Source organism: Paenarthrobacter nitroguajacolicus (assembly GCF_051027655.1).
GTDB lineage: Bacteria > Actinomycetota > Actinomycetes > Actinomycetales > Micrococcaceae > Arthrobacter > Arthrobacter nitroguajacolicus.
The window spans coordinates 4,088,843-4,114,239 of sequence record NZ_CP073234.1 but is presented as its reverse complement, the minus strand read 5'-3'; the positions used below and the strand labels follow the sequence as shown (position 1 = coordinate 4,114,239).

Here is a 25,397-nt window from a genome sequence, read left to right as displayed (position 1 = left end):
AATTGCGACTTAGACGGATGCGTCCGCAGGTCGGTTCCGGTACGCGGCCAGGAAATGGTCGATGCGGCGCACCGCTTCCTCGATGTCCTCCACGGCCGGCAGGATCACGAAGCGGAAATGGTCCGGCGTGGGCCAGTTGAACGCCGTTCCGTGCGAGACCAGGATCTTCTGCTCCTGCAGGAGTTGGAGGACGAACTTCTCGTCGCTCTCAATCGGGTAGATCTCCGGATCCAACTTTGGGAAAAGGTACATGGCGCCGGCCGCGGGAACACAGCTGACGCCCGGGATCGCGGTGAGGAGTTTCCATGCCAGGTCGCGCTGGTCGCGGAGCCGCCCGCCGGGACGTATAAGCGCCTCAATACTTTGGTAGCCGCCAAGGCACGTCTGGATGGCGTGCTGTGCAGGAACATTGGCGCACAACCGCAGTGAGGCGAGCAGTTCCAAGGATTCCCGGTAGGCGATTGTTGCGGTCCGAGGTCCTGTGACGGCAACCCAACCTGCCCGGTACCCGGGCATGCGGTAGGCCTTGGACAACCCGCTGAACGTCAGGACACAGACGTCGTCAGCGACTGCCGCGGTGTGGATATGAGGGGCGTCCACGTACCGGATTTTCTCGTAGATCTCATCCGAGAAAAGGACGAGATCATGCTTCCTGGCAAGCGCAGCGAACTGCTCCAAAATGTGGCGCGGATAGACGGCGCCGGTGGGGTTGTTCGGGTTGATGATCACTATGCCCTTGGTGCGTGGCGTGATCTTGGCTTCGACGTCGGACATGTCCGGCCACCAGTTCTGGTCCTCATCGCAGAGATAGTGCACGGGGTTGCCGCCGGTCAGCGTCACGGCTGCTGTCCACAGAGGGTAATCCGGTGCCGGGATGAGGATCTCGTCGCCGTTCTCCATGAAGGCCTGCAAGGTCATGGAAATAAGCTCGCTGACGCCGTTGCCAATGAAGACGTCCTCGACGCCAATGGTCATCAGTCCGCGGGTCTGGTAATACTGCGAGATGGCGGTGCGGGCGGAGAAGATGCCCTTGGAATCGCTGTAACCCTGTGCGCCGCGAAGGTGATGGATCATGTCCACCACAACAGACTCCGGTGCCTCCAGTCCAAACGGTGCGGTGTCCCCGAGGTTCATCTTGAGGATGCGATGACCTTCGGCTTCCATGGCCTTGGCCGCTTGGAGGATGGGCCCACGGAGTTCGTAGCGGACATTCTGAAGTTTGCTGGAGTGCTGCATCGGACGCATGGTAGATCTTTTCACGACACCGCCCCGCCCGAGTAATGGTTCCAGAATCAGTGTCCAATTGGTTCTGGAATCAGAGCCAGCGAATAACCACAGGAAGTCTCTTGGTGCTGGCCGAAACTTCCCGCTCTGTTCCGTCCACCGCGACAGCGAAGTGCTGAAGTTCATCAGCCGATGCCAGGACCTCAAAGTGTCCGGTGGCATCACTCACGGCAGCCGCAGCGGATGAATGGGCGTGGATATACGCCTTAGGGATTCCCTTGTTGTGCACATCAACCAGCCGTCCGCGGATCCGGCGGGCGACACCTGAATTTCCTGTGGCAGGCTGGGCGGGAAAATCGGAAGGTTCCTCGAAACGCAGGGATACCGGGATGCGAACCAGAAATCCCAGACCCTGTCGGATGGCGCCGGAGTACTCCTCGGGCCGGAATTCTCCCTTGGACACTACGGAGTACTGGCTGTGGAGTTCCACGGCCAACAGCAATTGCTCCATGTTGTCCAGCTGCTCGGGGCCGTGGCATTCCACTGCAACCCTCAGTTCGAGGTCTAGGACGGGGCCGTCTCCCCGCGACCGACCTATCCGGTTGAGCGTGACGGCGCGGACGGTGACCGGGGCGTCAGGCGGGGGAACGACGGCGGTGGGGGACCCGTCGTCGAACCTGACATGCTGAGGGGCGACGGCGCCGGAAAGTACCCCCAGAAGGTCGTACAGCGACGAACGCACATGGCCCACGGTAGAACCCCAGCCGGACAGAGATCCACTAATTCAACTGGAACTAGGCTACTCCCGCAGTTGCCTGTAGTCACTGGGATTCAAACCCAAGTAGGTGACAGCACATGTCGCAATGAGGGCTCATTGGAGCAAGTGCTGTCACCTACTTGGGTGGCATCAAACTCAGGCGAGGCCTGGGACGCCGTCGTTGATGGTGAACGACTTCTTGGTGCCGGCCGGCGCGCCCGGCGTGGTGACGTAGTCCAACACACGGAAGTCCGCGGTCATGGCGTCTTTGGTGATGCGGGTGTTCACGTAGCCGCGGTTGTCGTTGTAGAACTTCAAGTGCGGGTTCCAAGCCATGGTGGGGTCGGTGGTGGAGCCCGTGCCATCGCCCGTGGACGTGATGGAGGAGCACACCAGTTCCGTGCCCACCACCTTTGCCACCGGGTCCTTGTAGTCCACCTTGAGGTCGGTGGCCCAGTGGCGGTGAACGTCGCCGGTGAGTACGACGGCGTTGCGCACCTTGGCGTCCACCCAGCCTTGGGTGATGCGGCGGCGGGAAGCGGCGTAACCGTCCCAGCCATCCATGGAGACATCGTCAATCTCCGGTGCCTTGTCGCGGTCCCGCTCGGCGAAGAAGACCTGCTGGCCCAGAATGTCCCACCGCTGCGTGGAGTTCTTGAAGCCGTCCAGCAGCCACTTCTCCTGCTCGGCGCCGGTGATGGTGCGGTTTTCGTCCAGCCGTTCGGCCACGTTCTTCCGCCAGCCGTCCCCCGCGAGCTGATCGTCGCGGTATTGGCGGGTGTCCATCATGTGGAAGTTGGCTAGTTGGCCCCATTGGATGGTGCGGTAGATCTTCATATCGAACCCGGCCGGGACCGATGCCCGGCGCAACGGCATGTTTTCGTAGTACGCCTGGAAAGCCGCTGAGCGGCGCTGCCGGAAGTGCTCGGTGGTGTCGTTGAGCTGGCCAGCGTCGCTGTTCTCGGGGATTTCGTCAGCCCAGTTGTTGTTCACTTCGTGGTCATCCCACACCACCAGCCACGGCGCGATTGCGTGCGCGGCCTGCAGGTCGGCGTCGGACTTGTACTGGGCGTGCCGCTGGCGGTAGCCCTGCAGGGTGCTGGTTTCCGGTCCCTCATGATCGCGCGGGTTTCCGCCGCCGATCACGTAACTGTCCTTCTTGTACTCGTAGAGGTAGTCGCCAAGGTGCAATACCAGGTCCGGGTGGTCCTCGGCCAGGCGCTTGTACGCAGTGAAGTAGCCGTGTTCGTACTGGGCGCAGCTGGCGAACGCCATGGCCAGTGCAGTGGGCGTCTCGCCGGGTGCCGGGCTTGTCAGCGTGCGCCCAACTTCGCTCACGTGCCGCCCGGCACGGAACCGGTAGAAGTACTCCCGGCCCGGCCGGAGGCCCCTGAGTTCGGCGTGCACCGAGTGGGCGGTTTCGATCTTGGTATGTTCGACGCCGCGGGCTACTACCCGGCGCATGGCGGGGTCTTCTGCTACTTCCCAGGCGACGGCGACGTTACGCGAAGGCATGCCGCCCAGGCCGTCCTCGGCTACGGGGTTCACTGCCAGTCGGGTCCAGATGACGAAGCCGTCGGGCCACGGTTCGCCCGACGCGACTCCAAGGGTGAACGGATCGGCGCGGAGGCCGGCGTCGTCCGCTGTTGAAACCGCGACGGCGGTACTAGGCAAGGCGGCGACGAGTCCGGCCCCGAGGCCGGCTGAGATGAGGGACCTACGGGAGATGTTTTCCATTCACCCGACCCTAGGGACCGCGGGTTGACTGGATTCAAGGGTGGTGTGAATCAGTGGTTAATTGTGTGACAAAAGGTGTTACCTCATCCTGAAGCAGTGCCTGCCCGGATGAGGGAACGTCTATGCTCAGTTCATGACGACGGGGGAGAGCCTCAAACGGCCCGGAGTGGTGACGTTCTCGGTAGTGCTGATGTACATCGGCGGCATCGCCCAGATCATTCTTGGGATCCTGACGATTTTCCTGCGATACACCCCGGAGGCCCAGTCCGGCGGCATTGCCCTGCCCATCACTTTGCTCGGTGCAGGCATGATCCTGTTCGGCTTGTTGGTGATCGGGCTGGCCTCCGGGGTAGCCCGGGGGAGTGAAGCTGCCCGTCGTGGTGCAACAGCGGTGATGCTGCTCGGTTTGGCCTTTGCCGTGGTGGATCTCATTGTTGCCGCGGACGGAGACTGGTCTGCCGTCATTGTTCAGTCCGTCGCGACCGTTGCGGTGGTTGTTCCTCAGTGGGTGGGACGTGGTCGACGCTACTTCGAGGCGCGCTGAACCAATGCTTGCTGGGCGTCACGGTACGCCACCCGGCGGTGCACGAAGCGCACGATCTCGATCAGCGCGATGCACGCTACGGATGTTCCCAGGACCAGCAGCGCGGTGGGGAGCGTCGGATCGGTGAACTGTAGGAAGTCGCGGGCGATCGGCACGGAGTACACCAGTACCAGCCCAATCATCATCGCCCCGATGACCAAGCCCTTGAAACGGGTGACCGGGCGCGAGAGCACCACGAGGATCCAGATGCCAATGATCGTCAGGATGAGGGTGGACCCGGTCCGGATTTCGGCTTCCGGAATCTGCAGGTTCGCGGCAAGGCGGGCGTAGGAGGCAAGCCCCAACGTCACGGATACGCCTGCCGGCACGGCGAACGTGAGCGACCGCCGCAGGAAACCCGGGATGTAGCGCTGGGCGTTGGGTAGCAATGCCAGGAAAAACGCAGGAATGCCAATGGTCAAGCCATCAGTCACGGAGAGTTGCCTGGGAAGGAACGGGAAAGGCAGCAGGAGGATGCCGAACGCGATGGCAAGGAAGGTGGCGTAGGCGGTCTTCGTGAGGAACAGCATGGAGACGCGCTCAATGTTGGCAATGACTTGGCGGCCCTCAGCAACCACGCTCGGCAGGTGGGAGAATTTCCCGTCCAAGAGCACCAAACGCGCCACGGCCTTCGTAGCGGCGGCCCCCGAATTCATGGCCACACCGATGTCCGCTTCCTTGATGGCCAGGGCATCGTTCACGCCGTCGCCTGTCATGGCCACTGTGCGGCCGGCAGCTTTCAGCGCCACGACGATCCGCTTTTTCTGGTCGGGGGTCACACGGCCGAAGACCACGTTGTTGTTGATGACTTCCATGAGCTCTTTGTCATCAACCGGCAACTCACGTGCATCGAAGCCGTGGGGTGCATCGAGCCCGACTTCCCGGGCAATTGCGGCGACCGTTTGCGGGTTGTCACCGGAAATGATCCGGACATCCACATCCTGTGCTGCGAAATAGGTGAGTGTCTCGGCAGCGTCGGGACGGATGTTCTCCTTGAACGTCAGAAGCACCACGGGGACGGCGTCCGCCGGAACAGTCTCATCATCAGTGGGTGTGCCGTGTGCAAGGACCAGCGTGCGGCGGCCGGTGGCTGCGAGCTCGACGGCTTGGGTGGCGAGTTGCCGGAGCAACGGATCGCCGGAGTTTTTTGCCGGGAACACCATTTCAGGGCCGCCGAGAATCCACATCCCGTCGTCGAAAATCACCGCGCTCCACTTGCGCGCGGAGGAGAAGGGCACCCGGTCAAGCGGGAGGCCGGGCGTCTCATTGAAGTGTCCGTCGAGGCTGCGGGCCGTTGCGTTGGCATCCTTCTGCACCCCGTACCAGGAGAGCACGGACTCCCAGCCAGGGCGGTTTGCCAGGGGATGCGCGGCGTCGAAAACGATGTCGCCCTGGGTGAGGGTGCCGGTTTTGTCGAGGCAGATGATGTCCACGCGGGCCAGCCCCTCCACAGCGGGTAATTCCTGCACCAGGACCTGTTGGCGGGCCAGTTTTACCGCTCCCACGGCGAAGGTAATGCTGGTCATCAGCACCAGCCCCAAGGGGACCATGGCGACGACGGCGGCAATAGTCGCCGTCGCTGCGTCCCGCCACGCTCCACTCGCCGAGGCTTCGGCCCACCCGCCCTGGGCAATCATCTGGGCATTAAGGACCAACAACGCCACGGGACCCACAAACCAGGTCACCCACTTCAGGACCCGGTCAATGGAGGAGCGGAGCTCTGAGGCCACGAGCGAGAATCGTTTGGCTTCGGCGGCGAGTGAGTTCGCGAAGGAATCGGCTCCCACCCGATCCACCACCGCTGAGCCTTCGCCTGCAACCACAACGGAGCCGGACAGCACGCGGTCCCCGTCTTCCTTTTCAACGGCGTCGGATTCGCCGGTCAGCATGGACTCGTCCACTTGGAGTCCGCGTGCGCCGGTCACCACCCCGTCCGCGGGCACCTGATCTCCGGCCCTCAGGACAAGGGTGTCGTCCAGTACAACGTCGTCCAAAGCGATTTCTGCTTCTGAGCCTTCGCGCATCACCCGGGCATGCGGCGCGTTTAGGAGCGCCAGACGGTCCAAAGCCCTCTTTGCCCGGTACTCCTGGACGCTGCCGATCACCGCATTGGCAACTGCACTGAATCCGAAGAGCGCGTCCTGCCAGCGGCCGATAGCGAACAGGACAATGAAGCAGGCCAGGATAATGCCGTTGAACAGGGTGAGCACGTTGGCGCGGACGATGCTCCACACGCTGCGGCTGGTGTCTTGGACAAAGGCGTTGGTTTGCCCTGCGGCCACCCTCTCGGCAACCTCGGCGTTGCTCAGTCCCTGCACCGAGGACCCCACTAAACGGACGGCCGCCGCTGTCAGGTCTTTATCGTTTGGCACTCATGCCCCCGTTGTTGAGTCGGTGGAGCGATGGGACTGAGTATGCCAGCAGCGGGGCGTTATGTCGCCGTCGTCGGTGTCTTGGGATGTGACAGTTAGGCCGTGAAGGCCTTCGCGTGAAGCCTGTGCCGGAGTGCACGGTGACGGGGGAGGACGCGGAGTAAGGGCTTGCGCTGAGGGGGTAAATGTCAGTGGCGACCGTTAGCTTTGCGTGCATGACTGATTCGAGCGCCTTGACGTTGCCGGCAGATTACACAGATCTTTTAGACGCGCTCAAGAAGCGGGTGCGTGACGCGCGTCGGACTGCCCTTCGTACCGTCAACACACAGCTGATCGAATTGTACTGGTCAATCGGAAAGACGGTGTTGGAGCGACAGCAGATCGAGCAATGGGGGAGCGGAGTCATGGGGCGCTTGGCTGAAGACCTCCGGGCAGAGTTTCCGGAGATGAAGGGCCTTTCACGATCGAATCTCTTTTATATGCGGGGATTCGCAACGGCCTGGACGGATCCAATTGTCCAACAAGCTGTTGGACAATTGCCGTGGGGTCACATCACAGTGCTCTTAGACAAACTGGACAACCAAGTGGATCGGGATTGGTACGCGGCTGCTGCAGCTGAACACGGCTGGTCTCGCAACGTCCTCCTGAATATGATCATGAACCGGACGCTGGAAAGGACAGGTGCGGCGCCATCGAACTTTGTCCAACGGCTTGTTGGACAAGATTCCGAGCTGGCCCAGCAGGTCGCCAAGGACCCTTACAATTTCGAATTTCTTGGCTTGTCGGGGGAAGTTGCCGAACGGGACCTGGAACTGGCCCTGACCAGCCGAATCGCCGAAACCCTGAGGGAACTCGGGCCGGGATTCTCGTTCGTCGGACGGCAGGTCCACTTCGATGTCGACGGCGACGACTTCTACATCGACATGCTGTTCTTCCATATGGACCAGAACCGGTATGTGGTCATCGAGCTGAAGACGGGAAAGTTCCAGCCCGAGTATGCCGGCAAACTGAACTTCTACGTTGCCCTTGTCGATGACATGCTTCGCCGCGAACATCACAATGAAACGATTGGCATCCTGATCTGCGGCACTAGGAACGACCGCAGCGTCAGGTACAGCCTCGGGCGGTCAACCTCTCCCATGGCAGTCGCCGCGTACACATACGACAAGCTCCCCGAAGCCGAGCAACAGGCCCTGCCCAATGAAAGCCACCTTGTGGCTGCCCTCGAATGGGCAGAACCTGACGAGGAACAGCCGAGCCCCTCCTAGGAGACGCTGGTAAATTAGCCCCATTTCCGTCAACCGTGCGACCCTGCCGCAGGCTCTGCCGCGGGACTAGGATGACGCGCAACGGCGAGCGATCCTTACATTGCAGGAGGACAACGAATGAACTATCAGACCCCAGACCCGGAAGCCGGTTACGCAGAGGTCAACGGACTGCAGATGTACTACGAGCTGCACGGTTCCGGTGGCACACCCTTGCTGCTCCTCCACGGCGGACTGTTCGATATTGAGCAGCAGTTCGGTGCACTCATCCCGGCCTTGTCAGCGGAGCGCCGGGTAATCGCCACGGACTTCCAAGGCCACGGCAGAACCAACGACATCGACCGCCCATTGAACACTGCCTATTTGGCCTCGGACGTCGTTGGCCTCCTGGAGCACCTGGACGTCGGCGGGGTTGATGTCTTCGGCTTCAGCGTCGGAGGGGCCGTTGCGCTGCACATGGCGATCAAACACCCCGAACTCATCCGTAAACTCATCGTTTCGTCTGTGTCCTTCAACCCCGACGGCGATCGCGGCGGAAACGCTGAAGCGGTCACGGAAATGACCGTTGACATGATTGCCGGAACGCCCATGGAGCAGCGGTACCTGGAGGTTTCTCCGCATCCGGACCACGAGCACCTGCAGGGACTCTTGACCAAGCTCGGTGGTTACGATGCCGGTTCAACAGGATGGACCGATGACGAGATCCGCGGCATCCAGGCCCCCACCTTGATCACGGTAGGCGACTGCGACATGGTCAAGCTGGAGCACGCCGTGAAGTTCCTGCAGTTGCGCGGGGGTGACGTGAACGGTGATTTTGCGGGAGTGCCCGCGTCCCAGCTTGCGGTCTTTCCAGGCACCACCCACTTCTTTGGGCTCGCCAGGACAAACCTCGTGCAGGACGTCGTAACGACCTTCCTCGACTCCCCGACGCCTCAAAGCTGGAAGGACCAGTAGAAAACAGAAGCGTTCGACGGCGGGTACGCACCCGCCGTCGAACGCTTCAGCCCAGGGGCTCACGCTGGTGCTCGCGGCGGAAGCCGCTCGGCGAACAGCCGGTCTTCCTGGTGAAGAGCCGGCTGAAGTAGGCGGGGTCGTCATAGCCGGTGAGCGTGGCTATTCGTTGGACAGGCAGGTCCGTGCCAGCCAGGAGTGACTGGGCACGTGACATCCGGAGTTGGATCACCAGCTCTTTCGGCCCCACGCCTGCGGCGGCCTGAACCGCGTGCCGGAGCTCGGGGATGGAAACCTGCAAAGAGGCGGCAAGCTGGGACAAGGAGAGCGGCAAATGGGCTGTCGCCCGGAGTTCGGCGAGAAGATGCTCGGCGCGCCCCTCGGGACCAACGAAGCCCGTAGTGCGGTGCTTGCCGGCTTCCACGAGCACCCGTTGGCAGAGCACGGAGGACGCCAAATCTCCCTGAGGTCCGCCCGTTTGGAGAGCCTCGCGAAGGGCCGGGAAAAGTCCAAGTACTTCCGTCAAGCCTGTCTCTGACGAACCGTTGAGCTGCAGCATCGGGTGGTCACGTGAATAGCAGCCCAACTCATCCAAGGCTCTTGCCGTAGGTCCGGTGAACAACAGCCAGTGTTCCTTCCATCCTTCCGGCCCGGGTCCGTACCCATGGCTGACCCCCGGGAAGAGCCACATGATCGCGGGAGCCTGGACTTTATATCGCATGCCCTCCACCGAGAAATGTCCGGATCCTTCGGACACCAGCACGATGGCGTGGCTGCTGAGGGCCCGGCCGGCAAAGGAGGGCAAGGGGCCGCCCTGCTCACCGGCACCAAGACACGCCAATCCAAGGTCACGAAGGGGGAGTGCCGGATGCCGGTAGGTTGACCAGATGTCCATGGGCTCCAATGGTGCCCTTCCCTGAGAATCTAAACAAGCCATACAAAAGTCCAAGTTCTCGGGAGTCGGAGTCCATTCACATCGCCGCTCGCCACTGTCAAGGTGGACATCATGTTGACTTCGAACGGTTATGTCCTGGACGAATCGGATACCCGCCTCGCCGAGCTGGAACCGGTACCCCCATCCGAGCGCGGAAATCGTGACGCCTTGTGGGCAAGGCTTCGCCGCGATGGATACCTTTACTTGAAAGGGCAGCTGAACCCGGACCAACTGCTGGAATTCCGCGAGTTCTACTTCGCTTCTTTGGGCGAAGCCAATGTGTACGCTGCGGGAACAGATCCGCGCGACGGCATTGCAGCGCCAGGGGACGTGGACCGCGCTGCGTTGAGGCGAGGCCTTTTCGATCACATTGTTCCGGGTCCGGAGTACCAAGCCTTGTGCACGTCGCAAGGCATTGCCGACTGGTTTGCGTGGTTCCTCGGAGACGATGTCCATCTGCACCGACGGAAGATCATTCGCCACACCAAACCCGGGGAAAGCGGCATCGGCACGGCCACGCAGGCCCATTATGACCTGGTCTATCTCCGCGAAGGCAGCGACCGCGTGCTCTCCATGTGGATTCCCTTGGGCGATTGCCCGCGGGAGCGTGGCGGCTTGGCTTACCTCGAGGGCAGCCACCACTGGGTGATGAGACAGGAGCGTGAGGGAACCCTGAAGATGCCGGCCGCCTCCATCACTGCAGACCTCCCGGGACTGGCGAACGAGCGCGATGCCAGATGGCTCGTGACGGACTACGAGGTTGGGGATGTTGTGGTCCACTCGGCACACATTGTCCATGCTGCCTTGGACAACAAAGACCGCGGCGGCACCATGCGCCTGTCCACCGACATCCGTTACCAATGCCTCAGCGAACCGATCGATTGGCGCTGGCAGGAGCACTGGAATTACGACGACGGTCTCTAGCCCGCCGCCGTGCGGCGCGTCATTAGCTGGCCTGGCGTGCAGCGCCGCTCCACCACGCCACGGTGGCCGCTGCTGCTTCCGCCAAAGGAGTGGGTTCAAGGCCCAGCAACCGCTGGCTTTCGGAGGAGTCCATCACGAAGGGACGCTCGAACTGGTACAGCAATTCGGCCAGCTCGCGCATGTCCGTGGAGAAAATGCCCGCCACCCGCAGCACCCAACCGGGCACGGCGCTCACTTTCGGGGTGGCCACCCCAGCAGCGCCCGCGTAGGCCGCCGCAACTTCGCGCTGAGTCATTGGCGAGCCGGTAGGCGCGTGCAGCACGGTGTTCCAAAGCTCGGGCTTCAGCGCTGCGGCGATCATGGCCGCTGCAAGATCCGGGACATAAGTAAAGGAGTGCGGCCGTTCGGCGCTTCCGATTGCCTGGATCGGCTTGCCTGTCAGGACCAGCGGAACCATCCGTTCGCCTGCATGGGCCATTTTCACACGAGGCCCAAAGAAGTCTCCTGCCACGACGCTCACAGTATTGGCAGCGTGCGCCTCGCGCGTTTTAAGCAGTTGGGTGCGGATGCCGCGCTTGCCGCTGGTAGTTTCCCGCGGGCTCGATTCCGTCATGAGCCGGTCCGGCTCACTGTACGAGTACAGGCTTTCGGGGAAGACGACGACGGCGCCCGCGGCTGCCGCTGCATTCATCACTACTTGCTCGGCCTGGGGGAGTTCGGCGGCCCACACCGATGCCCGGTAGGCGGATCCGTGAATGCAATGGAAAACTGCGGTAGCGCCCTTCAGCGCCTCATCCAGCTGTGAAGGATCGGAGACGTCAGTCCGTAATCGTTCAACCAGGGGATGCTCCGGGCCACTGCCGGATCGCGTTAGGACACGTACCTGATGCCCTTGGTGAGCCAGTTGTTCCGCGACAGTGTAGCCAACCGGTCCTGCTCCGGTGACGACGTACATGGTGTGCCTTCTTTCGGGGCTGTTTGCGTAAGAATCCAAAAAGCGAGAGCAGTGCTCTCTTTTTCAGCATGAAGGGGTCAAGCCGAGTTGTCAAGAGCGGTGCTCTTGTTTGTTGACAGCGCTCTCTGTTGTGGCAAGCTGTGAACATGACTCCAGCCGAACCTGCCGCCGCCAAGAGCAAGGGAAAGCCCCAGACGCCCCGCGAACGTGCCCGCATTCAGACCATCGCCGACATCGTTCGGATCGGCCGGGAACATTTGGCCCTCCACGGCGCCGCCGCTCTTTCCCTGCGTGCCGTCGCAAGGGATCTTGGCGTCGTTTCCTCGGCGGTTTATCGCTATGTAGAGAACCGCGACGAACTCCTCACGCTCTTGCTGATCGACGCCTACAACCAGCTTGGCGACGACGTCGATGAAGCTGTGAATGCCGAGGCGGAGGGTGACTTCGCAGCGCAGTTCACGGCGCTGGCTAACGCGGTGCGTACATGGGCCATCCGCGAACCGGCCAGCTATTCCCTCCTATTCGGCAGTCCCGTCCCGGGGTATCAGGCGCCAGGTGAGCGCACTACCGTCCCTGGTACGCGGGTCATCGTTCGCCTCGTCGGTATCTTCGATGCCGCCTACCGGGCTGGCGCGCTCAACGACGCGGCGAGTCCCGCCGTCGTGATTCCCGAAGGGTTGGCCGCAGACCTGGCAGCCATCCGGGGCGAGATGAATCTCGCCGCACCTGACGCAACCTTGGCGCGGGGTGTCCTGGTGTGGACGTCCGTGTTCGGGGCTATCAGTTTCGAGGTTTTTGGGCAGTACGGACGCGATACCTTCGCCGCGCGCGATGACCTGTTCGAGCATCAGCTGAGTGTCCTTCAGGGTGTCATGGGGCTCCAAGGCTAGGGCGCTACAGTATTCAGATGGCTCGAGGACTTGCAGACATTGGTGCGGAGGGCGTCCTTCTCGCCGGTGCGGGCCGCGCGATCCTCCTTCAGATTGCCGACCCCCGGGTTGGCCACGGAGTCGCGGACCACAGCGACTTTGCCCACCGGCCGCAGGACAGGCTCCGGGCCACGCTGACCTATGTTTACGCCGTGGTTTACGGCACCGAAGAACAGGTCGCTGCGGTGCGCCGCGCCGTCAATCGTGCCCACGCGCCGGTTCGCCGGAACGCCGACGAGGCTTCAGTCGGTTACAACGCCTTCGACGCCGAATCCCAGCTTTGGGTTGTCGCCACCCTTTACGACACGGCAGTCACCGTCTACCAGCAGGTTCACGGACCGCTCGACGACGAAACCGCCGACCGCATGTACGCCGACTATGCGCGGATCGGCACGGCCCTGCAGCTTCCGCCGGACAAGTGGCCCGCTGATCGTGCCGCCTTTGCCGCGTATTGGGACGCGCATGTGGCAACGTTGCAGCCCGACGATAAGGCCCGCAAAATCGCCCAGGACCTGCTCTACCCGGCCGCGGGACCGGCCATGATGCGCTTGGCCATGCCGCTGGCGCGCTTCCTCACGGCGGGCTTGTTGCCGGAGCACCTTCGTGAGGGTTTCGGATTCGACTGGAGTCCCAGCCAGGCGCGACGCTACAAACAGACGATGCGCATAGTGGGGCGCGTTTACCCGCGGCTGCCGCAGCGTGTTCGTCACTGGCCGAAGGACTACTACTTGGGCCAACTCAAACCAGGCAGAATGCCCCATCATGCGTAACTTCACCTCGGTTGAGCAGTCCATTGATGACGCCGCCCACCGATATTTGGACCGGCCCCGAGTCGGCCCTTTGCGGGGGCGGCTCACGGAATTCGTGGTCTTTGGGCTGAAGCAGGCCTGGGCTTGTGTGTTCGGAGCGGCGTTACTCGCAGTGATCATCGCGGCCCGTCTTTGGTATCCGGATAACGCCGGCCTCGCCCGGAACGACTTCCTGACCATCGCCGCCGTCGTTATTCAAGTGCTGATGATCAGCTTCAAACTCGAGACGCTGCGGGAGCTGCGGGTGATCCTGCTGTTCCACGTGGTGGGGACAGTGATGGAGCTGTTCAAGACGGACGTCGGGTCGTGGGCCTACGAGGCGGAGGGCGTCCTGCGGATCGGGGCCGTGCCGTTGTTCAGCGGTTTCATGTACGCCGCTGTGGGTTCTTATATGGTGCGCGTGTTCCGGCTGTTCGACCTCCGCTTCGACCGCTACCCCCGCCGTTGGATCACCGCCTTGGTTGCTGGTGCGATCTACGTCAACTTCTTCTCGCACCACTACATCTTCGACGCGCGCTGGGTGCTGCTGGCCGCCGTCGTGCTTGTCTACGGACGGTGCGTGATGCACTTCCGGGTGTTCCGGCGTCGTTTCCGCATGCCCATCCTGGTCTCGTTCCTGCTGGTGGCGCTGTTCATCTGGTTCGCCGAGAACATAGGTACATGGTCGCGCGCCTGGCTGTACCCGAACCAGCTGGAGGGCTGGCAGGCGGTCTCAATCGACAAGCTCCTCGCGTGGTTCCTGCTGATGATCATCTCGGTGGTGCTGGTGGCCTGGGTGTACAAGCCGGAGTCACTGGAGGCCACCCAAACCGCTGACGCCACGCAAATTCCCTCCGGCCGCCCGGATTTGGGCGTCACCAGTCGTTCGGAGTGACGCCAATCCGTTTGCGCGTCGGCAGGCTTGGTCAGTTCACCGTCGGCGAAACCAGCCCTACAACCGCGTGATTCCGGCATTTTTCAGTCGGCAAATGAGAAAGTTGAGCGTACTTCACTCAACTTTGGATTGACTTAAATCTGAGGCTGAGTACAGTTGAGTGCAGAACGCTCAACTAGCCGATTGTTGAGTGGGCTCCCGGCAGTGAAACCGCCCAGCGGACCGCTGTCAGGTGCAATCTCCAACATCGGCCATTGAAAGGAAACAAGATATGTCACGTGCAGTAGGTATCGACCTCGGAACCACCAACTCCGTGGTCTCTGTTCTCGAAGGTGGCGAGCCCACCGTCATCGCCAACGCAGAAGGCGGCCGCACCACGCCGTCCGTCGTTGCATTCTCCAAGTCCGGCGAAGTCCTGGTCGGCGAAATCGCCAAGCGCCAGGCCGTCAACAACATCGACCGCACCATCGCCTCCGTCAAGCGCCACATGGGCACTGACTGGAACGTCGCCGTCGACGACAAGAAGTACACGCCGCAGGAAATCTCCGCGCGTATCCTCATGAAGCTCAAGAACGACGCCGAGAGCTACTTGGGCGAAAAGGTCACCGACGCCGTGATCACCGTTCCGGCTTACTTCAACGACGCCGAGCGCCAGTCCACCAAGGAAGCCGGCGAAATCGCAGGCCTCAACGTCCTCCGCATTGTCAACGAGCCCACCGCGGCTGCACTGGCATACGGCCTGGACAAGGGTAAGGAAGACGAACTCATCCTGGTCTTCGACCTCGGTGGCGGTACTTTCGACGTCTCGCTCCTCGAGGTTGGCAAGGACGAAGACAACTTCTCCACCATCCAGGTCCGCGCAACCGCCGGTGACAACCGCCTCGGTGGCGATGACTGGGACAACCGCGTTGTCGAGTGGCTCCTGAGCCAGCTCAAGGTCAAGGGCATCGACCTCTCCAAGGACAAGATCGCCCTCCAGCGTCTCCGTGAAGCTGCAGAGCAGGCCAAGAAGGAACTGTCCTCCTCCACCAGCACCAACATCTCCCTCCAGTACCTCTCCGTCACCCCCGACGGCCCGGTCCACTTGGACGAGCAGCTGACTCGTGCCAAGTTCCAGGACCTCACCAAGGACCTGCTGGACCGCACCAAGAAGCCGTTCCAGGACGTCATCGCTGAAGCCGGCATCAAGGTTTCCGACATCGACCACATCGTCCTCGTCGGTGGCTCCACCCGTATGCCTGCCGTCTCCGAGCTCGTCAAGGAACTCGCCGGCGGCAAGGAGCCCAACAAGGGCGTCAACCCGGACGAAGTTGTGGCCGTTGGTGCCGCACTGCAGGCCGGCGTCCTGAAGGGTGAGCGCAAGGACGTCCTCCTCATCGACGTCACCCCGCTGTCCCTCGGCATCGAAACCAAGGGTGGCGTCATGACGCACCTCATCGAGCGCAACACCGCCATCCCCACCAAGCGTTCCGAGACCTTCACCACCGCTGACGACAACCAGCCGTCCGTGGCCATCCAGGTCTTCCAGGGCGAGCGTGAATTCACCCGCGACAACAAGCCGCTGGGCACGTTCGAACTGACCGGCATCGCACCGGCACCGCGCGGCGTTCCGCAGGTCGAGGTCACCTTTGACATCGACGCCAACGGCATCGTCCACGTGTCCGCCAAGGACAAGGGCACCGGCAAGGAACAGTCCATGACCATCACCGGTGGCACCGCGCTCTCCAAGGACGACATCGACCGCATGGTCCGTGAAGCCGAAGAGCATGCTGCTGAGGACAAGGCCCGCCGCGAAGCTACGGACACCCGTAACTCCGCAGAGCAGCTCGCCTACTCCGTGGACAAGCTCATCGCCGACAACGACGACAAGCTGCCTGAGGAAGTCAAGACCGAGGTCAAGGCCGACGTCGATGCCCTCAAGTCCGCCCTGGAAGGCACCGACGACGCCGCCGTCAAGACTGCGTTCGAGAAGCTCCAGGCTTCCCAGACCAAGCTCGGCGAAGCCATCTACTCGCAGGCCGCCGCAGCTGACGCTCCGGGTGCCGGTGCAGAAGGCGCTCCCGCCGGTGACAAGGCCGCTGACGAGGACATCGTCGACGCCGAGATCATCGACGAAGACGAAGCGAAGAAGTAGCCATGCCTCACCACGGCAACGAAGCAGAGCACTCTGAAGGCAACGAGCCGCGCAAGCCCGTCATCCGGGACAACCGCAAGGTTGACCCGGAGACCGGGGCGGCCCGTCACCCCGATAGCGAAGCTACAGCTCCCACCGAAGGCAACGTCGCTCCTACGGACGGCGACGCACTCTCCCAGGCTGAGGAAATCCTCAACGGGGTAGAGGTGCCGGCCGAGGAATCGGTAGCCTCCGGTGCCGCGGCTGAAGCCCAGGCAGCGGAGCTCCGCAACGACCTCCTCCGCCTTCAGGCTGAGTACGTCAACTACCGCAAGCGCGTCGAACGCGACCGCGCCGTTGCAGGAGAGATGGCCGTCATCGGCGTCCTGAACTCCCTGCTCCCGGTGCTGGACGACGTCGACGCCGCCCGCCAGCACGGTGACCTCGAAGACGGCCCCTTCGCCGCCATCGCCACCAAGCTGGAGAACGCGCTGAAGACGTATGGGCTGGAACGCATCGCGGATACCGGAGTCGAATTCGACCCCACCATCCACGAGGCACTCATCCAGCAGCCCGGCGAAGACATCGAGGTTGACACGGTCAGCCAGGTGCTGCGCTCCGGATACCGCTCAGGTGAGCGTGTCCTGCGTGCAGCCCAGGTCATCGTGGCTGTCCCGGCCTAGTCTCACCCTGTCGCTACACCGGATATGGGGCGGTGCCCGCTCCGCGGTGCCCTCCACACCGCCGCCCCATATCCGGTTGCGCGCCCGCTGTAAGCTCGCCTGAGGTGAGCTGACTGCGGCCGTACGCTTTGTTTGTTTTAGAAAGGAAACGCTCTTGGCCAGCCAGGACTGGGTTGAAAAGGATTTTTACGCGATCCTTGGTATTGCCAAGGACGCCTCCGACGCGGATATTAAGAAGGCTTACCGCAAGCTCGCCCGGCAGTACCACCCGGATACGAATGCCGGGGATGCTGCTGCGGAGAAGAAGTTCAAGGACATTTCCGAGGCTTACTCGGTGTTGTCGAGTCCTGAGGACCGGCAGCAGTATGACGCCATCCGTGCCATGGGCGGTGCCCGGTTCGCTCCGGGTGCTGGTGCCGGCCGCGGTGGTGCCGGACCCAACGGCGGGTTTGAGGACCTGTTCGGCGGCTTGTTCGGCGGCGGACCCGGTGCCCGTCAACCTGCTGGCGGCGGCATTCCTCCGGAGTTCGCCGACCTGTTTGGCGGTGGTTTCGGTGGAGCCGGTCAGACCGGGTTCCAGCGTGCACCGCAGAAGGGCGCGGATCGGACGGCCACCACGTCCATCTCGTTCGCCGGCTCCATCAAGGGGACTACGGTCAGCTTGCGTGAAAGTAACGGCAACGTGATCGACGTCAAGATTCCCGCGGGGATCAAGGACGGGCAGAAAGTCCGTCAGCGCGGCAAGGGCAACGTTGGCCCTGCCGGCAATGGCGACCTCATCATCACGGTGAGCGTGAAGCCCCACGACTTTTTCCAGCGCGACGGCGACAACATCCGCATCCACGTGCCCGTCACGTTCGCGGAAGCGGCGCTTGGCGCCACCATTGAAGTGCCAACGCTCGACGGCGACACCGTCAAGGTTCGCGTCCCGGCCGGCACACCGTCAGGCCGGACACTGCGGGTCAAAGGCCGGGGTGTGAAAACATCCAAGGCGACTGGCGACCTGCTGGTGACCATCGACGTCGCAGTTCCCCAAAACCTGAACAAGGAAGCGGAAGAAGCCGTGAAGGCGTTCGCTGCCGCAACCACCGACGCGAACCCGCGTCACGATCTGGCCGCGAAGGCCCGGTTGTAAGGAGGCGGTCATGGCCATCGACGTCAACCAGCCGATCTTTGTCATCTCCGTCGCTGCGGAGCTTGCCGACATGCATCCGCAGACGTTGCGCCAGTACGACCGCCTGGGCATCGTCTCGCCCAGTCGCGCGCCCGGCAAGTCCCGCCGCTATTCTCAGAACGACGTCAACAAACTGCGGGAGGTCCAGCGCCTCTCGCAGTCCGGCGTCTCTCTTGAGGGCATCAAACGCATCCTCGACCTCGAAAACCAGGTGGCTGCGCTGCAATACCGCGTGGCTGAACTGACCGAGGAACTGTCCCGTCGACGCTCGCCACTGGATGCGCGGATCTTCGCTGCAGGCGCAGCAGGCGACGTCGTCAGCCTGGCCCGCGGTCAGCGTCCCCGGGCAAGGTCGCAAGCAGTTGTGGTGTGGCGGCCGCGGCAGGGCGAGAACCTGTAGCTTCGGGTCCTACGGCAGGGTCCTGTCCCAGCTCACCACCACGCGGGCAGCACCCTCTTCGGTTCGTTCCACGTTGGTGACGATCTGCGTTTCCTTCGCTCCCATGTCCCGGATCTGCTGTTTGTAATCCTCGATGTGCTCCAGCAGTGACTCTTCAGTCCATTCGCCCGGCCGCATCCTTGTGGAGATTTCGACCGGCTCTTCAGGGACCAGGATTTCCGCCGGCTGTGCCACATGGGGTTGCGAAGCGTCAGTGGGCGACGTTTCCAGTCGCGAGGCTCCCCTTGGCTCGTGCCTACGGTTCCGGACCGGCTCGGGCTCTCCCGGCGGAACCAGCATGCGAAAGCCGAAAATTCCACCCGCTATGCCCGCAACGAGGCCTGCGGCAATGAGCCAGATGGCCCTTCCGGGTCCGCGTCGCCTGGGAAAGGCTTCAGTAGTGCTCGGTGCTTTCTTAGGCCTTCGTCGTGCCATGGCGATTACAACTTTCCAGTCGGCGGTGGATTTCGTGCTCGTGGTGCTTCAGAATCCTGCCCTTCCATCGTAAGCATGCTTAGGACCGTTGGTAAGAACGGGGCATCGGGCAGATAATGAAGGCATAGCACGGCAAGCAGCGCTCGTGCGGATGTTCTGAGCATCGCCGCAGGTTGCGGCCCTGCTTGTGTGGTGAGGAATTCCGATGTCGTTGTCGGATGAAGAACGCAGGAGCTTGGAAGAGCTGGAGCGGGATCTCGCTGCAACGGATCCCGACCTCGCCTTTGAGCTGAAGTCGGGCCGCCCGCGTGGGGCTATAGCCCGTGCGGTTTCGGGCGCACTGGCAGTTCTGATCGGCTTTGTCCTGGTCATTGCGGGGATCGTCACCCAGCTTGTGATCCTCGGAGTTGCGGGCTTCTTGCTAGCCAGCGGCGGCGCCTATTGGCTCTTGGCCGGAACCTCGCTGCGGAGACGGATTGAAAGGCGCGACGACGACCCGGCCCCTTGACGGGGCCGACGTCGCGACTGACACCTTAGGGCACCGGAGGAACCGGAGGCTGGACTGAGGTTTCCGGCTGCTTGGCAGGCTCGGGTTCGCCCGGAGGCAGCATGGTCCGCCAGGCAAACACTGCGCCGGCTCCCACTATGGCGGCAGCAAGGGCAGTAAACCATATGGCTCGGCCGGAGCTGCGCTGCGTGGTCTTCCGGCTGAGTGCCTGGGTGGCCTTCTTAACTGCCCTGGTAGCGGTCCGTTTAGCTTCCTTGGCGGCCTTCTTGTTGCCGGTCAGAGTGAGCATCACGCCTTGGACCACTGAAGGGACATCGGCATGGTTGATCCGGGCCAAAGCCCACCTCACCACCGCATCTGTCTGGGCGGACTTACCCTCCGTTGCATGGGTTACCCACTCGCGGGCAAGGTCCTGGGCCGCGGGAATGATGCTTTGCGCTTTGTACATGATGAAACCCCTCACGTAGTTAGACGGCGTCGTTGTCAGCCTACGCCGGTGCTGCGGTGACCAACAGATGCTCCCCGGCGTCGACGGTTAGTTCCTCACCACCGACGCCAGCTCCACCGATTCCTCCAGCCCTGCCCACTGGCCGTTCAGCGTGAGTTCGCTGTGAAGCTCGGGGGCTGCAGCGGTGTTGGACGAAGCATCAGCTGCCACATCCAGGACCCGGGCAACTTTCAGTCGCAGCCCGCCCGCATCAATGATGGTCACGCCGCTACCCGAGACCGGCGCCGAGGCACTCAAGGCCGGGATGCCGCCGTCGAGCTTTCCGCTGCCCTTCACCGTCACCGTGCTGGGACGGGGTCCCAGCTCTCCGTCGACAATGAGTTCGGCCTCTTTCTGGCCAGTCAGGATGGCGGTGGCCAAGGCCTTGACATAGATGGGGTCCCCGCAAGCGTCGTAGACCCAGCGCTTGCCCAGGACGGAGTGGTCCATGGTGCCGATGAGCCACTCCTCAGCGCCGGCCAGTTCGTAGCCGCGGTAGCTGAGGGGAACTTGGTAGACGCGCTCTCCGGCGGTGACAACGTGCGTCTCGAGGCCCACCTCGCCGGCGGGATCGTCAAAGCGGTAGGCGCCAATGAGCTCCGGGGAACCATCCTGGATGAACCAGGGCTGCTTCGGGAGGTAGTCAGCGATGAGTTCGAGCTTGGACGGGGACAGGGTTGCCTTGTGAATGATCGCCATGCTCCCCAGCCTAGGGCAGGGCACCGTGACCTCGACTACCGGCCGCTGCGCCCTGCCCTGGCAAACTAATGCGTTGGAACGCCGTCTACGAAGGTGGTCAGCACTGATGTTCCGGCAAGCTCCTCCGGGGTAATCCGCAAGGGATCCTGCTCGAATACGGTGAGGTCGGCGAGCTTGCCCACACTGATTGTTCCCGATGTCGAGCCTAAGCCTGCTGCAGCGGCAGCATGGGTGGTGTAACCCTCAAGGGCCATGAGCGCCGTGAGGGCCTGCTCGGGCTGTACGGGTGCAGCGCCAGGCGTTTCCACCGGCCGGCGCAGAATGGAATCTGCCATCATGGCCCTGGGGTCGTACGGGGTGATGGGCCAGTCGGAGCCGAGCGCCACCGTGACTCCGGCGTCGCGGAGGTCGCGGCACCGCCATCCGCGGGCCGCCCTTTCGGGCCCCAACCGAACGGACCAATTGTCGCTCCGGTCCGCGCGGGTGTGGTGGGTCCCGTGGATGGGTTGCATGCTCGCGGCCACTCCGAGTTGGGCAAAGCGGTTCACCAGATCGTCAGGGATGGTTTCTATGTGCTCGATCCTGTGCGCCGCTAAATGCCGCGCATCGCCGGATGCCTCAAGCGCTTCGAGAACATACCGAACGCCCTGGTCGCCAATGGCATGGGTGGCTGTGGGAATTCCGCGCTCCACAAAGAACCTCAGCGCCTTCTGGAAGTCCTCGGGGTCGGTCCACACCGATTCATGGTTCTCGCCATACACGTCCGGCTGTTCCAGCCAGGCCGAACCGTTGTCGATGGTGCCATCGATGAAGAACTTGACCCCTTCCACCCGCCACCGTCTTCCGCCCATGCCCTGCATCGCAGCCACTTCTTCGAGCTCGTGAAGCGATGCGCCGGCATTGACCATGGGGGAGAAGCGCAGCCGAAGCGGAAGCTCACCGTGAGTCTCCAAGTGGGTGGCCAATTCGGCAGAACCCTCAGCGAAATCCATCACGTGAGTGGAAGCGATTCCGACGGCGGCCATTCCGGTCAGCAGGGTACGGAGCCTTTCGGCCCGGACCTCGAAGGCTTCCTGCGGGATCACTCTCGTCACCAGCTCCATGGCGCTGAACTCGACGAGGTACCCGGTGGGCGAGTCGTCGTCGACGTCTATCAGCGACTCGTCCGGAAAGTCGACCGGACCCGTGATTCCGGCGGCGGCCAGGGCCGCTGAGTTGACAATGGCGGAGTGGCCGTCCCGCATACGCAGAAACATTGGCACCGGGCCGGTGGCGTCGTCGAAGAGCCGGCCGTTGAAGCCGATATCCGTGAAGAGGTTCGGATCCAGGCCCCAACCGTTGACCCATTCGCCTTGTTTGGCGGCGGCGGCTGCGTCCGCGATGATCCGTTGCACTTCCTCAAGGGGACCCAGGTCCGTCAACTGCACGCCACGGGCCAGATCCAGTCCAAAAACAACATGAGTGTGGCTGTCGTTCAAGCCCGGGACGATCGTCGCGTCGCCGTAGTCGAGCACGGTGGTGTTGGGTCCCCGGTACGGCTCCAGATCCGGGGAAGAACCGACGGCGGCAATCCGGCCGTCTTTGATGGCAAGGGCGGTGGCGGCGGGCGCGTTCGGGTCCAGGGTGTGGATCCGGCGTGCCAGGACAATGGTGTCCGCGGCCATCACGTCAGTGCTCCTTGGCTTACGGGTTCCTTCTTCTTCAGCCCTTCGAAGAGCGCGTCAACGCGGTCTTGTTCTGCGGCAGGGGCAGGTTTGGCGAGTGAGACCGCAAGGTAGACGGCAAGGTTGACGATCAACCCAGCTACCCCGGACGTCAGTCCGCCAAGCCATGGAATGGACAGCGGGCTCGGATACATGAGTTCCAGTACCGCGGCCACCAGGATTCCCGAAACCATTGCGGAGTTGGCGGCTGCAGCCGTACCCCGTCGCCAGAAGATTCCGAGCAGGAGGGTAGGGGCGAGCTGACAGATGGCCTGGTAGGACACAAAAGCGACCACGATCAGCCCGGAGACTTGGTTCGCCATCAGCAGTGCGGCGCCAGCGGAGATAAGCGTGATGGCGGCGACAGCGATCTTTGCGCCCTTTGCGGATTCAATGCGCTCTTGTTTGCGAACACCGATCACGTCGTTGGCCAACTGGGTGCCTACGGCCTGCAAGTTGGCTCCAACGTTGCCCATGGTGGCGGCCACAACACACACGCCAGCGATGGCAACCATGCCTGCTCCACCGATTCCGGCCAGGATGAACCACACGGTATCGGGGGCGTCGGAAACACCCGGGATGCTGGTGGCCAGCAGGCACACCGTGGTGAGCGCGGCGGAGAACAGGAACATGATCGGTGCTGCCTGGACGGCGGACTTCTGTACCGTTTTGGGGGTCTTGACGCTGAACATGCGAACAAAGAGGTCCGGCCAGCACCAGGCGCCCATCATTCCCGTGAAGATCAGGGAGAACAGGTAGAACGGGCCCGCCGCGCTGCCGGGACCGGGCAGTTGGAGCAGGCTGGGCGAAACCTCGTTGAAACCATGGCCGTTGGTGATGAGCCACACCAAGAGCCCGAGGATCACCAGGAAGCCGACGCCGTAGGCAAAAATCCCTTGAACCATGTCGCTGATGATGAGTCCGCGGGTGCCAAGCTTCACGGTCCAGATCTGGCGTGCGGCGATGAAAAGCACCCCGATCACCACTGCGACGTAGGGGGAGACCTGCCCGAAGGAGAGAGTGGAGAAGACAAGGCCCAGGGACTGCATGCCCAGGACAACCCATGGAATTGAGGCCAGGACGCCGATGAGGGCTGCGATGACCCGGACCGAGCGGGAGTTGTACCTCAGGCCGAGCAGGTCTGCCTGGGTTCGGAGATCGTGGATGCGGCCCCATTTGTTCACAGGCGTGCCAAGGAAGAACATCAGCACCACGCTGAGCAGTGAGTAGGACAGGGAGTAGAAGCCGATAGCGCCGGCACTGGCAGTCAGGCCGGCGAAGGAAATGAACATGGTGCCGGCCAGCCAGGTGTTGAGGAACGCCATGGTGCCGAACCAGGAGTTGAATGAGCGGCCGCCGGTGGCGTATTCGCTCATGGATTTGTCCACGCGCCGGCCGCGGCTCATGACAACCACCACCAGCATGGTGAACAGGAGGATGGCTCCGTAACCAATCAGCATGTTCATCGCGTTTCCTCCTCATCGGTATCCCGTGTCATCCACAGGCCAAAGAGGGACAGGGTCACCAAGGCGTTGGCTACGAGGAAATACCAGATGGTGGATTGGCCGTCGCTGAACAACCAGTGCACGGGTGGGGCGAGCAGGAGCAGGATATCGATCGCGAAGATCGTCCTGCGGACGTGGCTTCGGCGGTCCGAAGTCAGGACAGCTTGGGACATTTGGGGATCCATTCCTCCGGGCGTCGTTGGCCGGATGTAAGCGAAGGAGACATTTGCGGGAACGTTCCCGCAAATAAAAGTGTGGGACGTCACAACAGCAATGTCAAGAGGTTCCCCAACATCCGGGAAGCGCCATCGCCGGACTGCCGCCTAGGATGAGGTCATGGTGAGAACCCGGGCAACAATCATGGACATCGCGCGCGAACTCGGCCTGTCCAAGACCACCGTCTCCAGTGCCTTGAGTGGCTCCGGCCGTATCTCCGATGAGAAGCGCGAGCTCATTCAGGAAGCCGCTGACCGCCTTGGCTACGTCACCAACCGCGCCGCCCGCAGCCTGCGCGTGAACCGGATCGGCGCCATCGGGCTCCACATACCACCGGTCGCCCGCAGCCTGGCGTTCTATATGGACTTCGCTTTCGGAGTCACCGAGGGCGCAGCTGCCGCGGACTACGATGTCACGCTTTTCGCGCGTGGACTCACGCCACGGATGGCCTTCCAAGTGGACGGAGTGATCGCCATCGACCCCGCCCCGGGTGAGCCCCTGGTGGCGGCCCTCCTAGCCAACGGCATCCCGACGGTAAGTGTTGGCCGCTACAACGGTCCTGGCGAGGAGCGGGTCCAAGGAACCCTTGAAGCCCACCACGCCGAACTGCAGACCCAAGTGCTGGACCATCTCCTTGCCCGCGGGCGGCGATGCCCTGCGCTGCTGGCCATCGACGATGCCATTGGATCATCATGGGCTGTCGATACCCGCCGGAACTACATGGAATGGTGTCTGCGGAATGGTTTGGAGCCGCGGGTGCATGAGGTTACGGCCAATGCCAGTCCACGGGACTTGATCGCCGCCATCACCCAAGCCGTGGATATCGGCGGGGCGGATGCGCTGGTCTGTGGCGCGCAGGGTCAGGCTGCGCAGAGCCAGATCGTCTTGGAAAGCCGGGGCTTCTCTCTTGGCAAAGACCTGGATGTCGTCTCCTTCGCCGGCGCAGCCGCCCTGGAAACTGGCAATCCGCTGATCAGTTCCATTGACCTGGCGCCGCGCGCTTACGGCAAAGCGGCCACGGAACTGCTGGACGCCATCATCCAGGAGCCTGACGCTCCGCCCGTGCACCGTTGGTTCGAGGGCGCGAGCGTGCACTTGGCGAGCTGAATCGCGCCCAGTGT

The 25,397-nt window shown here is 62.7% G+C and carries 25 protein-coding genes; 13 read left to right on the top strand and 12 right to left on the bottom strand.

Annotated elements, in window-relative coordinates; all coding sequences use genetic code 11:
- Window positions 1-9: 9 nt before the first annotated feature.
- The 3 genes from KCX59_RS19375 to KCX59_RS19365 form a co-directional block, all read right to left on the bottom strand.
- Window positions 10-1,245 carry a pyridoxal phosphate-dependent aminotransferase gene (locus KCX59_RS19375; RefSeq protein WP_178995886.1) on the bottom strand — a complete coding sequence of 412 codons (1,236 nt, stop codon included), beginning with the start codon at window positions 1,243-1,245 and terminating at the stop codon, window positions 10-12.
- Between the two features lie 70 nt (window positions 1,246-1,315).
- Window positions 1,316-1,966, bottom strand: a complete 651-nt coding sequence (locus KCX59_RS19370; RefSeq protein WP_370629193.1) for a hypothetical protein — start codon at window positions 1,964-1,966, stop codon at window positions 1,316-1,318.
- Between the two features lie 171 nt (window positions 1,967-2,137).
- Window positions 2,138-3,718 (bottom strand): alkaline phosphatase D family protein, encoded by a 1,581-nt coding sequence (locus KCX59_RS19365; protein WP_179017730.1) that lies wholly within the window; start codon window positions 3,716-3,718, stop codon window positions 2,138-2,140.
- A gap of 133 nt (window positions 3,719-3,851) precedes the next feature.
- Between KCX59_RS19365 and KCX59_RS19360 the strand changes: the two genes are divergently transcribed.
- On the top strand, window positions 3,852-4,262 hold the full coding sequence (locus tag KCX59_RS19360; RefSeq protein WP_256871453.1) for a hypothetical protein: 411 nt from the start codon (window positions 3,852-3,854) through the stop codon (window positions 4,260-4,262).
- Here the strand turns inward: KCX59_RS19360 and KCX59_RS19355 are convergent.
- Window positions 4,244-6,673 (bottom strand): HAD-IC family P-type ATPase, encoded by a 2,430-nt coding sequence (locus KCX59_RS19355; RefSeq protein ID WP_179017729.1) that lies wholly within the window; start codon window positions 6,671-6,673, stop codon window positions 4,244-4,246. The two genes, KCX59_RS19360 and KCX59_RS19355, sit on opposite strands and share 19 nt — an antisense overlap.
- Before the next feature lie 215 nt (window positions 6,674-6,888).
- Between KCX59_RS19355 and KCX59_RS19350 the strand changes: the two genes are divergently transcribed.
- Together KCX59_RS19350 and KCX59_RS19345 are read left to right on the top strand one after the other, a co-directional pair.
- Window positions 6,889-7,941: a PDDEXK nuclease domain-containing protein gene (locus tag KCX59_RS19350; RefSeq protein ID WP_179017728.1), complete on the top strand. Its 1,053-nt coding sequence runs from the start codon at window positions 6,889-6,891 to the stop codon at window positions 7,939-7,941.
- A gap of 117 nt (window positions 7,942-8,058) precedes the next feature.
- Window positions 8,059-8,892: an alpha/beta fold hydrolase gene (locus KCX59_RS19345; RefSeq protein ID WP_178995893.1), complete on the top strand. Its 834-nt coding sequence runs from the start codon at window positions 8,059-8,061 to the stop codon at window positions 8,890-8,892.
- Window positions 8,893-8,938: 46 nt separating this feature from the next.
- Here the strand turns inward: KCX59_RS19345 and KCX59_RS19340 are convergent, their stop codons facing one another.
- Window positions 8,939-9,784 carry a helix-turn-helix domain-containing protein gene (locus KCX59_RS19340; RefSeq protein ID WP_178995895.1) on the bottom strand — a complete coding sequence of 282 codons (846 nt, stop codon included), beginning with the start codon at window positions 9,782-9,784 and terminating at the stop codon, window positions 8,939-8,941.
- A gap of 111 nt (window positions 9,785-9,895) precedes the next feature.
- On the opposite strand from KCX59_RS19340, the gene KCX59_RS19335 reads away from it, so the two are divergent.
- Window positions 9,896-10,747, top strand: coding sequence for a phytanoyl-CoA dioxygenase family protein (locus tag KCX59_RS19335; RefSeq protein WP_179017727.1), 852 nt, complete (start codon window positions 9,896-9,898; stop codon window positions 10,745-10,747).
- 22 nt (window positions 10,748-10,769) lie between these two features.
- Here the strand turns inward: KCX59_RS19335 and KCX59_RS19330 are convergent, their stop codons facing one another.
- On the bottom strand, window positions 10,770-11,702 hold the full coding sequence (locus KCX59_RS19330) for an NAD-dependent epimerase/dehydratase family protein (RefSeq protein ID WP_179017726.1): 933 nt from the start codon (window positions 11,700-11,702) through the stop codon (window positions 10,770-10,772).
- A gap of 146 nt (window positions 11,703-11,848) precedes the next feature.
- Here KCX59_RS19330 and KCX59_RS19325 point away from each other — a divergent pair, with 146 nt between their 5' ends.
- From KCX59_RS19325 to KCX59_RS19295, 7 genes are all read left to right on the top strand, one after another.
- On the top strand, window positions 11,849-12,592 hold the full coding sequence (locus tag KCX59_RS19325; protein WP_179017725.1) for a TetR/AcrR family transcriptional regulator: 744 nt from the start codon (window positions 11,849-11,851) through the stop codon (window positions 12,590-12,592).
- Window positions 12,593-12,609: 17 nt separating this feature from the next.
- Window positions 12,610-13,401 (top strand): oxygenase MpaB family protein, encoded by a 792-nt coding sequence (locus tag KCX59_RS19320; RefSeq protein WP_179017724.1) that lies wholly within the window; start codon window positions 12,610-12,612, stop codon window positions 13,399-13,401.
- Window positions 13,394-14,314 carry a DUF817 domain-containing protein gene (locus tag KCX59_RS19315; RefSeq protein WP_179017723.1) on the top strand — a complete coding sequence of 307 codons (921 nt, stop codon included), beginning with the start codon at window positions 13,394-13,396 and terminating at the stop codon, window positions 14,312-14,314. Before KCX59_RS19320 ends, KCX59_RS19315 begins: the two co-directional genes overlap by 8 nt.
- 271 nt (window positions 14,315-14,585) lie before the next feature.
- Window positions 14,586-16,448: a molecular chaperone DnaK gene (dnaK, locus tag KCX59_RS19310; protein WP_179017722.1), complete on the top strand. Its 1,863-nt coding sequence runs from the start codon at window positions 14,586-14,588 to the stop codon at window positions 16,446-16,448.
- Between the two features lie 2 nt (window positions 16,449-16,450).
- Entirely contained in the window at window positions 16,451-17,110 is a 660-nt protein-coding gene (locus KCX59_RS19305; protein WP_178995907.1) for a nucleotide exchange factor GrpE, read from the top strand.
- A gap of 154 nt (window positions 17,111-17,264) precedes the next feature.
- Window positions 17,265-18,245: a DnaJ C-terminal domain-containing protein gene (locus KCX59_RS19300; RefSeq protein ID WP_179017721.1), complete on the top strand. Its 981-nt coding sequence runs from the start codon at window positions 17,265-17,267 to the stop codon at window positions 18,243-18,245.
- 10 nt (window positions 18,246-18,255) lie between these two features.
- Window positions 18,256-18,684 carry a heat shock protein transcriptional repressor HspR gene (locus KCX59_RS19295; RefSeq protein WP_091470032.1) on the top strand — a complete coding sequence of 143 codons (429 nt, stop codon included), beginning with the start codon at window positions 18,256-18,258 and terminating at the stop codon, window positions 18,682-18,684.
- Between the two features lie 9 nt (window positions 18,685-18,693).
- Here the strand turns inward: KCX59_RS19295 and KCX59_RS19290 are convergent, their stop codons facing one another.
- Window positions 18,694-19,158 carry a hypothetical protein gene (locus KCX59_RS19290; protein ID WP_218649341.1) on the bottom strand — a complete coding sequence of 155 codons (465 nt, stop codon included), beginning with the start codon at window positions 19,156-19,158 and terminating at the stop codon, window positions 18,694-18,696.
- A 205-nt stretch (window positions 19,159-19,363) separates the two neighbouring features.
- On the opposite strand from KCX59_RS19290, the gene KCX59_RS19285 reads away from it, so the two are divergent.
- Window positions 19,364-19,666, top strand: a complete 303-nt coding sequence (locus KCX59_RS19285) for a DUF3040 domain-containing protein (protein ID WP_178995909.1) — start codon at window positions 19,364-19,366, stop codon at window positions 19,664-19,666.
- A gap of 25 nt (window positions 19,667-19,691) precedes the next feature.
- Here KCX59_RS19285 and KCX59_RS19280 read toward each other — a convergent pair whose 3' ends face one another.
- From KCX59_RS19280 to KCX59_RS19260, 5 genes are all read right to left on the bottom strand, one after another.
- Window positions 19,692-20,114, bottom strand: a complete 423-nt coding sequence (locus KCX59_RS19280) for a hypothetical protein (RefSeq protein WP_091470037.1) — start codon at window positions 20,112-20,114, stop codon at window positions 19,692-19,694.
- A gap of 87 nt (window positions 20,115-20,201) precedes the next feature.
- Window positions 20,202-20,852 carry a CG0192-related protein gene (locus KCX59_RS19275; RefSeq protein WP_178995911.1) on the bottom strand — a complete coding sequence of 217 codons (651 nt, stop codon included), beginning with the start codon at window positions 20,850-20,852 and terminating at the stop codon, window positions 20,202-20,204.
- 65 nt (window positions 20,853-20,917) lie between these two features.
- The gene (locus tag KCX59_RS19270; RefSeq protein WP_179017814.1) at window positions 20,918-22,516 is read right to left on the bottom strand and encodes an amidohydrolase; all 1,599 of its coding nucleotides are present in this window, start codon (window positions 22,514-22,516) and stop codon (window positions 20,918-20,920) included.
- Complete coding sequence (locus KCX59_RS19265; RefSeq protein WP_179017720.1) at window positions 22,516-24,021, bottom strand: sodium:solute symporter family protein; 1,506 nt, start codon at window positions 24,019-24,021, stop codon at window positions 22,516-22,518. The genes KCX59_RS19270 and KCX59_RS19265 overlap by 1 nt, the downstream gene beginning before the upstream one ends.
- The gene (locus tag KCX59_RS19260) at window positions 24,018-24,233 is read right to left on the bottom strand and encodes a hypothetical protein (RefSeq protein WP_017200006.1); all 216 of its coding nucleotides are present in this window, start codon (window positions 24,231-24,233) and stop codon (window positions 24,018-24,020) included. Before KCX59_RS19260 ends, KCX59_RS19265 begins: the two co-directional genes overlap by 4 nt.
- Window positions 24,234-24,396: 163 nt before the next feature.
- On the opposite strand from KCX59_RS19260, the gene KCX59_RS19255 reads away from it, so the two are divergent.
- Window positions 24,397-25,383 carry a LacI family DNA-binding transcriptional regulator gene (locus tag KCX59_RS19255; RefSeq protein ID WP_179017719.1) on the top strand — a complete coding sequence of 329 codons (987 nt, stop codon included), beginning with the start codon at window positions 24,397-24,399 and terminating at the stop codon, window positions 25,381-25,383.
- Window positions 25,384-25,397: the final 14 nt, after the last annotated feature.

Bases quoted from the DNA above. Each gene is read 5' to 3' on its own strand.
- KCX59_RS19375 (WP_178995886.1), bottom strand. From the start codon at position 1,245: ATGCGTCCGATGCAGCACTCCAGCAAACTTCAGAATGTCCGCTACGAA.
- KCX59_RS19365 (WP_179017730.1), bottom strand. From the start codon at position 3,718: ATGGAAAACATCTCCCGTAGGTCCCTCATCTCAGCCGGCCTCGGGGCC.
- KCX59_RS19360 (WP_256871453.1), top strand. From the start codon at position 3,852: ATGACGACGGGGGAGAGCCTCAAACGGCCCGGAGTGGTGACGTTCTCG.
- KCX59_RS19350 (WP_179017728.1), top strand. From the start codon at position 6,889: ATGACTGATTCGAGCGCCTTGACGTTGCCGGCAGATTACACAGATCTT.
- KCX59_RS19345 (WP_178995893.1), top strand. From the start codon at position 8,059: ATGAACTATCAGACCCCAGACCCGGAAGCCGGTTACGCAGAGGTCAAC.
- KCX59_RS19340 (WP_178995895.1), bottom strand. From the start codon at position 9,784: ATGGACATCTGGTCAACCTACCGGCATCCGGCACTCCCCCTTCGTGAC.
- KCX59_RS19335 (WP_179017727.1), top strand. From the start codon at position 9,896: ATGTTGACTTCGAACGGTTATGTCCTGGACGAATCGGATACCCGCCTC.
- KCX59_RS19330 (WP_179017726.1), bottom strand. From the start codon at position 11,702: ATGTACGTCGTCACCGGAGCAGGACCGGTTGGCTACACTGTCGCGGAA.
- KCX59_RS19325 (WP_179017725.1), top strand. From the start codon at position 11,849: ATGACTCCAGCCGAACCTGCCGCCGCCAAGAGCAAGGGAAAGCCCCAG.
- KCX59_RS19320 (WP_179017724.1), top strand. From the start codon at position 12,610: ATGGCTCGAGGACTTGCAGACATTGGTGCGGAGGGCGTCCTTCTCGCC.
- KCX59_RS19315 (WP_179017723.1), top strand. From the start codon at position 13,394: ATGCGTAACTTCACCTCGGTTGAGCAGTCCATTGATGACGCCGCCCAC.
- dnaK (WP_179017722.1), top strand. From the start codon at position 14,586: ATGTCACGTGCAGTAGGTATCGACCTCGGAACCACCAACTCCGTGGTC.
- KCX59_RS19305 (WP_178995907.1), top strand. From the start codon at position 16,451: ATGCCTCACCACGGCAACGAAGCAGAGCACTCTGAAGGCAACGAGCCG.
- KCX59_RS19295 (WP_091470032.1), top strand. From the start codon at position 18,256: ATGGCCATCGACGTCAACCAGCCGATCTTTGTCATCTCCGTCGCTGCG.
- KCX59_RS19290 (WP_218649341.1), bottom strand. From the start codon at position 19,158: ATGGCACGACGAAGGCCTAAGAAAGCACCGAGCACTACTGAAGCCTTT.
- KCX59_RS19285 (WP_178995909.1), top strand. From the start codon at position 19,364: ATGTCGTTGTCGGATGAAGAACGCAGGAGCTTGGAAGAGCTGGAGCGG.
- KCX59_RS19280 (WP_091470037.1), bottom strand. From the start codon at position 20,114: ATGTACAAAGCGCAAAGCATCATTCCCGCGGCCCAGGACCTTGCCCGC.
- KCX59_RS19275 (WP_178995911.1), bottom strand. From the start codon at position 20,852: ATGGCGATCATTCACAAGGCAACCCTGTCCCCGTCCAAGCTCGAACTC.
- KCX59_RS19270 (WP_179017814.1), bottom strand. From the start codon at position 22,516: ATGGCCGCGGACACCATTGTCCTGGCACGCCGGATCCACACCCTGGAC.
- KCX59_RS19265 (WP_179017720.1), bottom strand. From the start codon at position 24,021: ATGAACATGCTGATTGGTTACGGAGCCATCCTCCTGTTCACCATGCTG.
- KCX59_RS19260 (WP_017200006.1), bottom strand. From the start codon at position 24,233: ATGTCCCAAGCTGTCCTGACTTCGGACCGCCGAAGCCACGTCCGCAGG.
- KCX59_RS19255 (WP_179017719.1), top strand. From the start codon at position 24,397: ATGGTGAGAACCCGGGCAACAATCATGGACATCGCGCGCGAACTCGGC.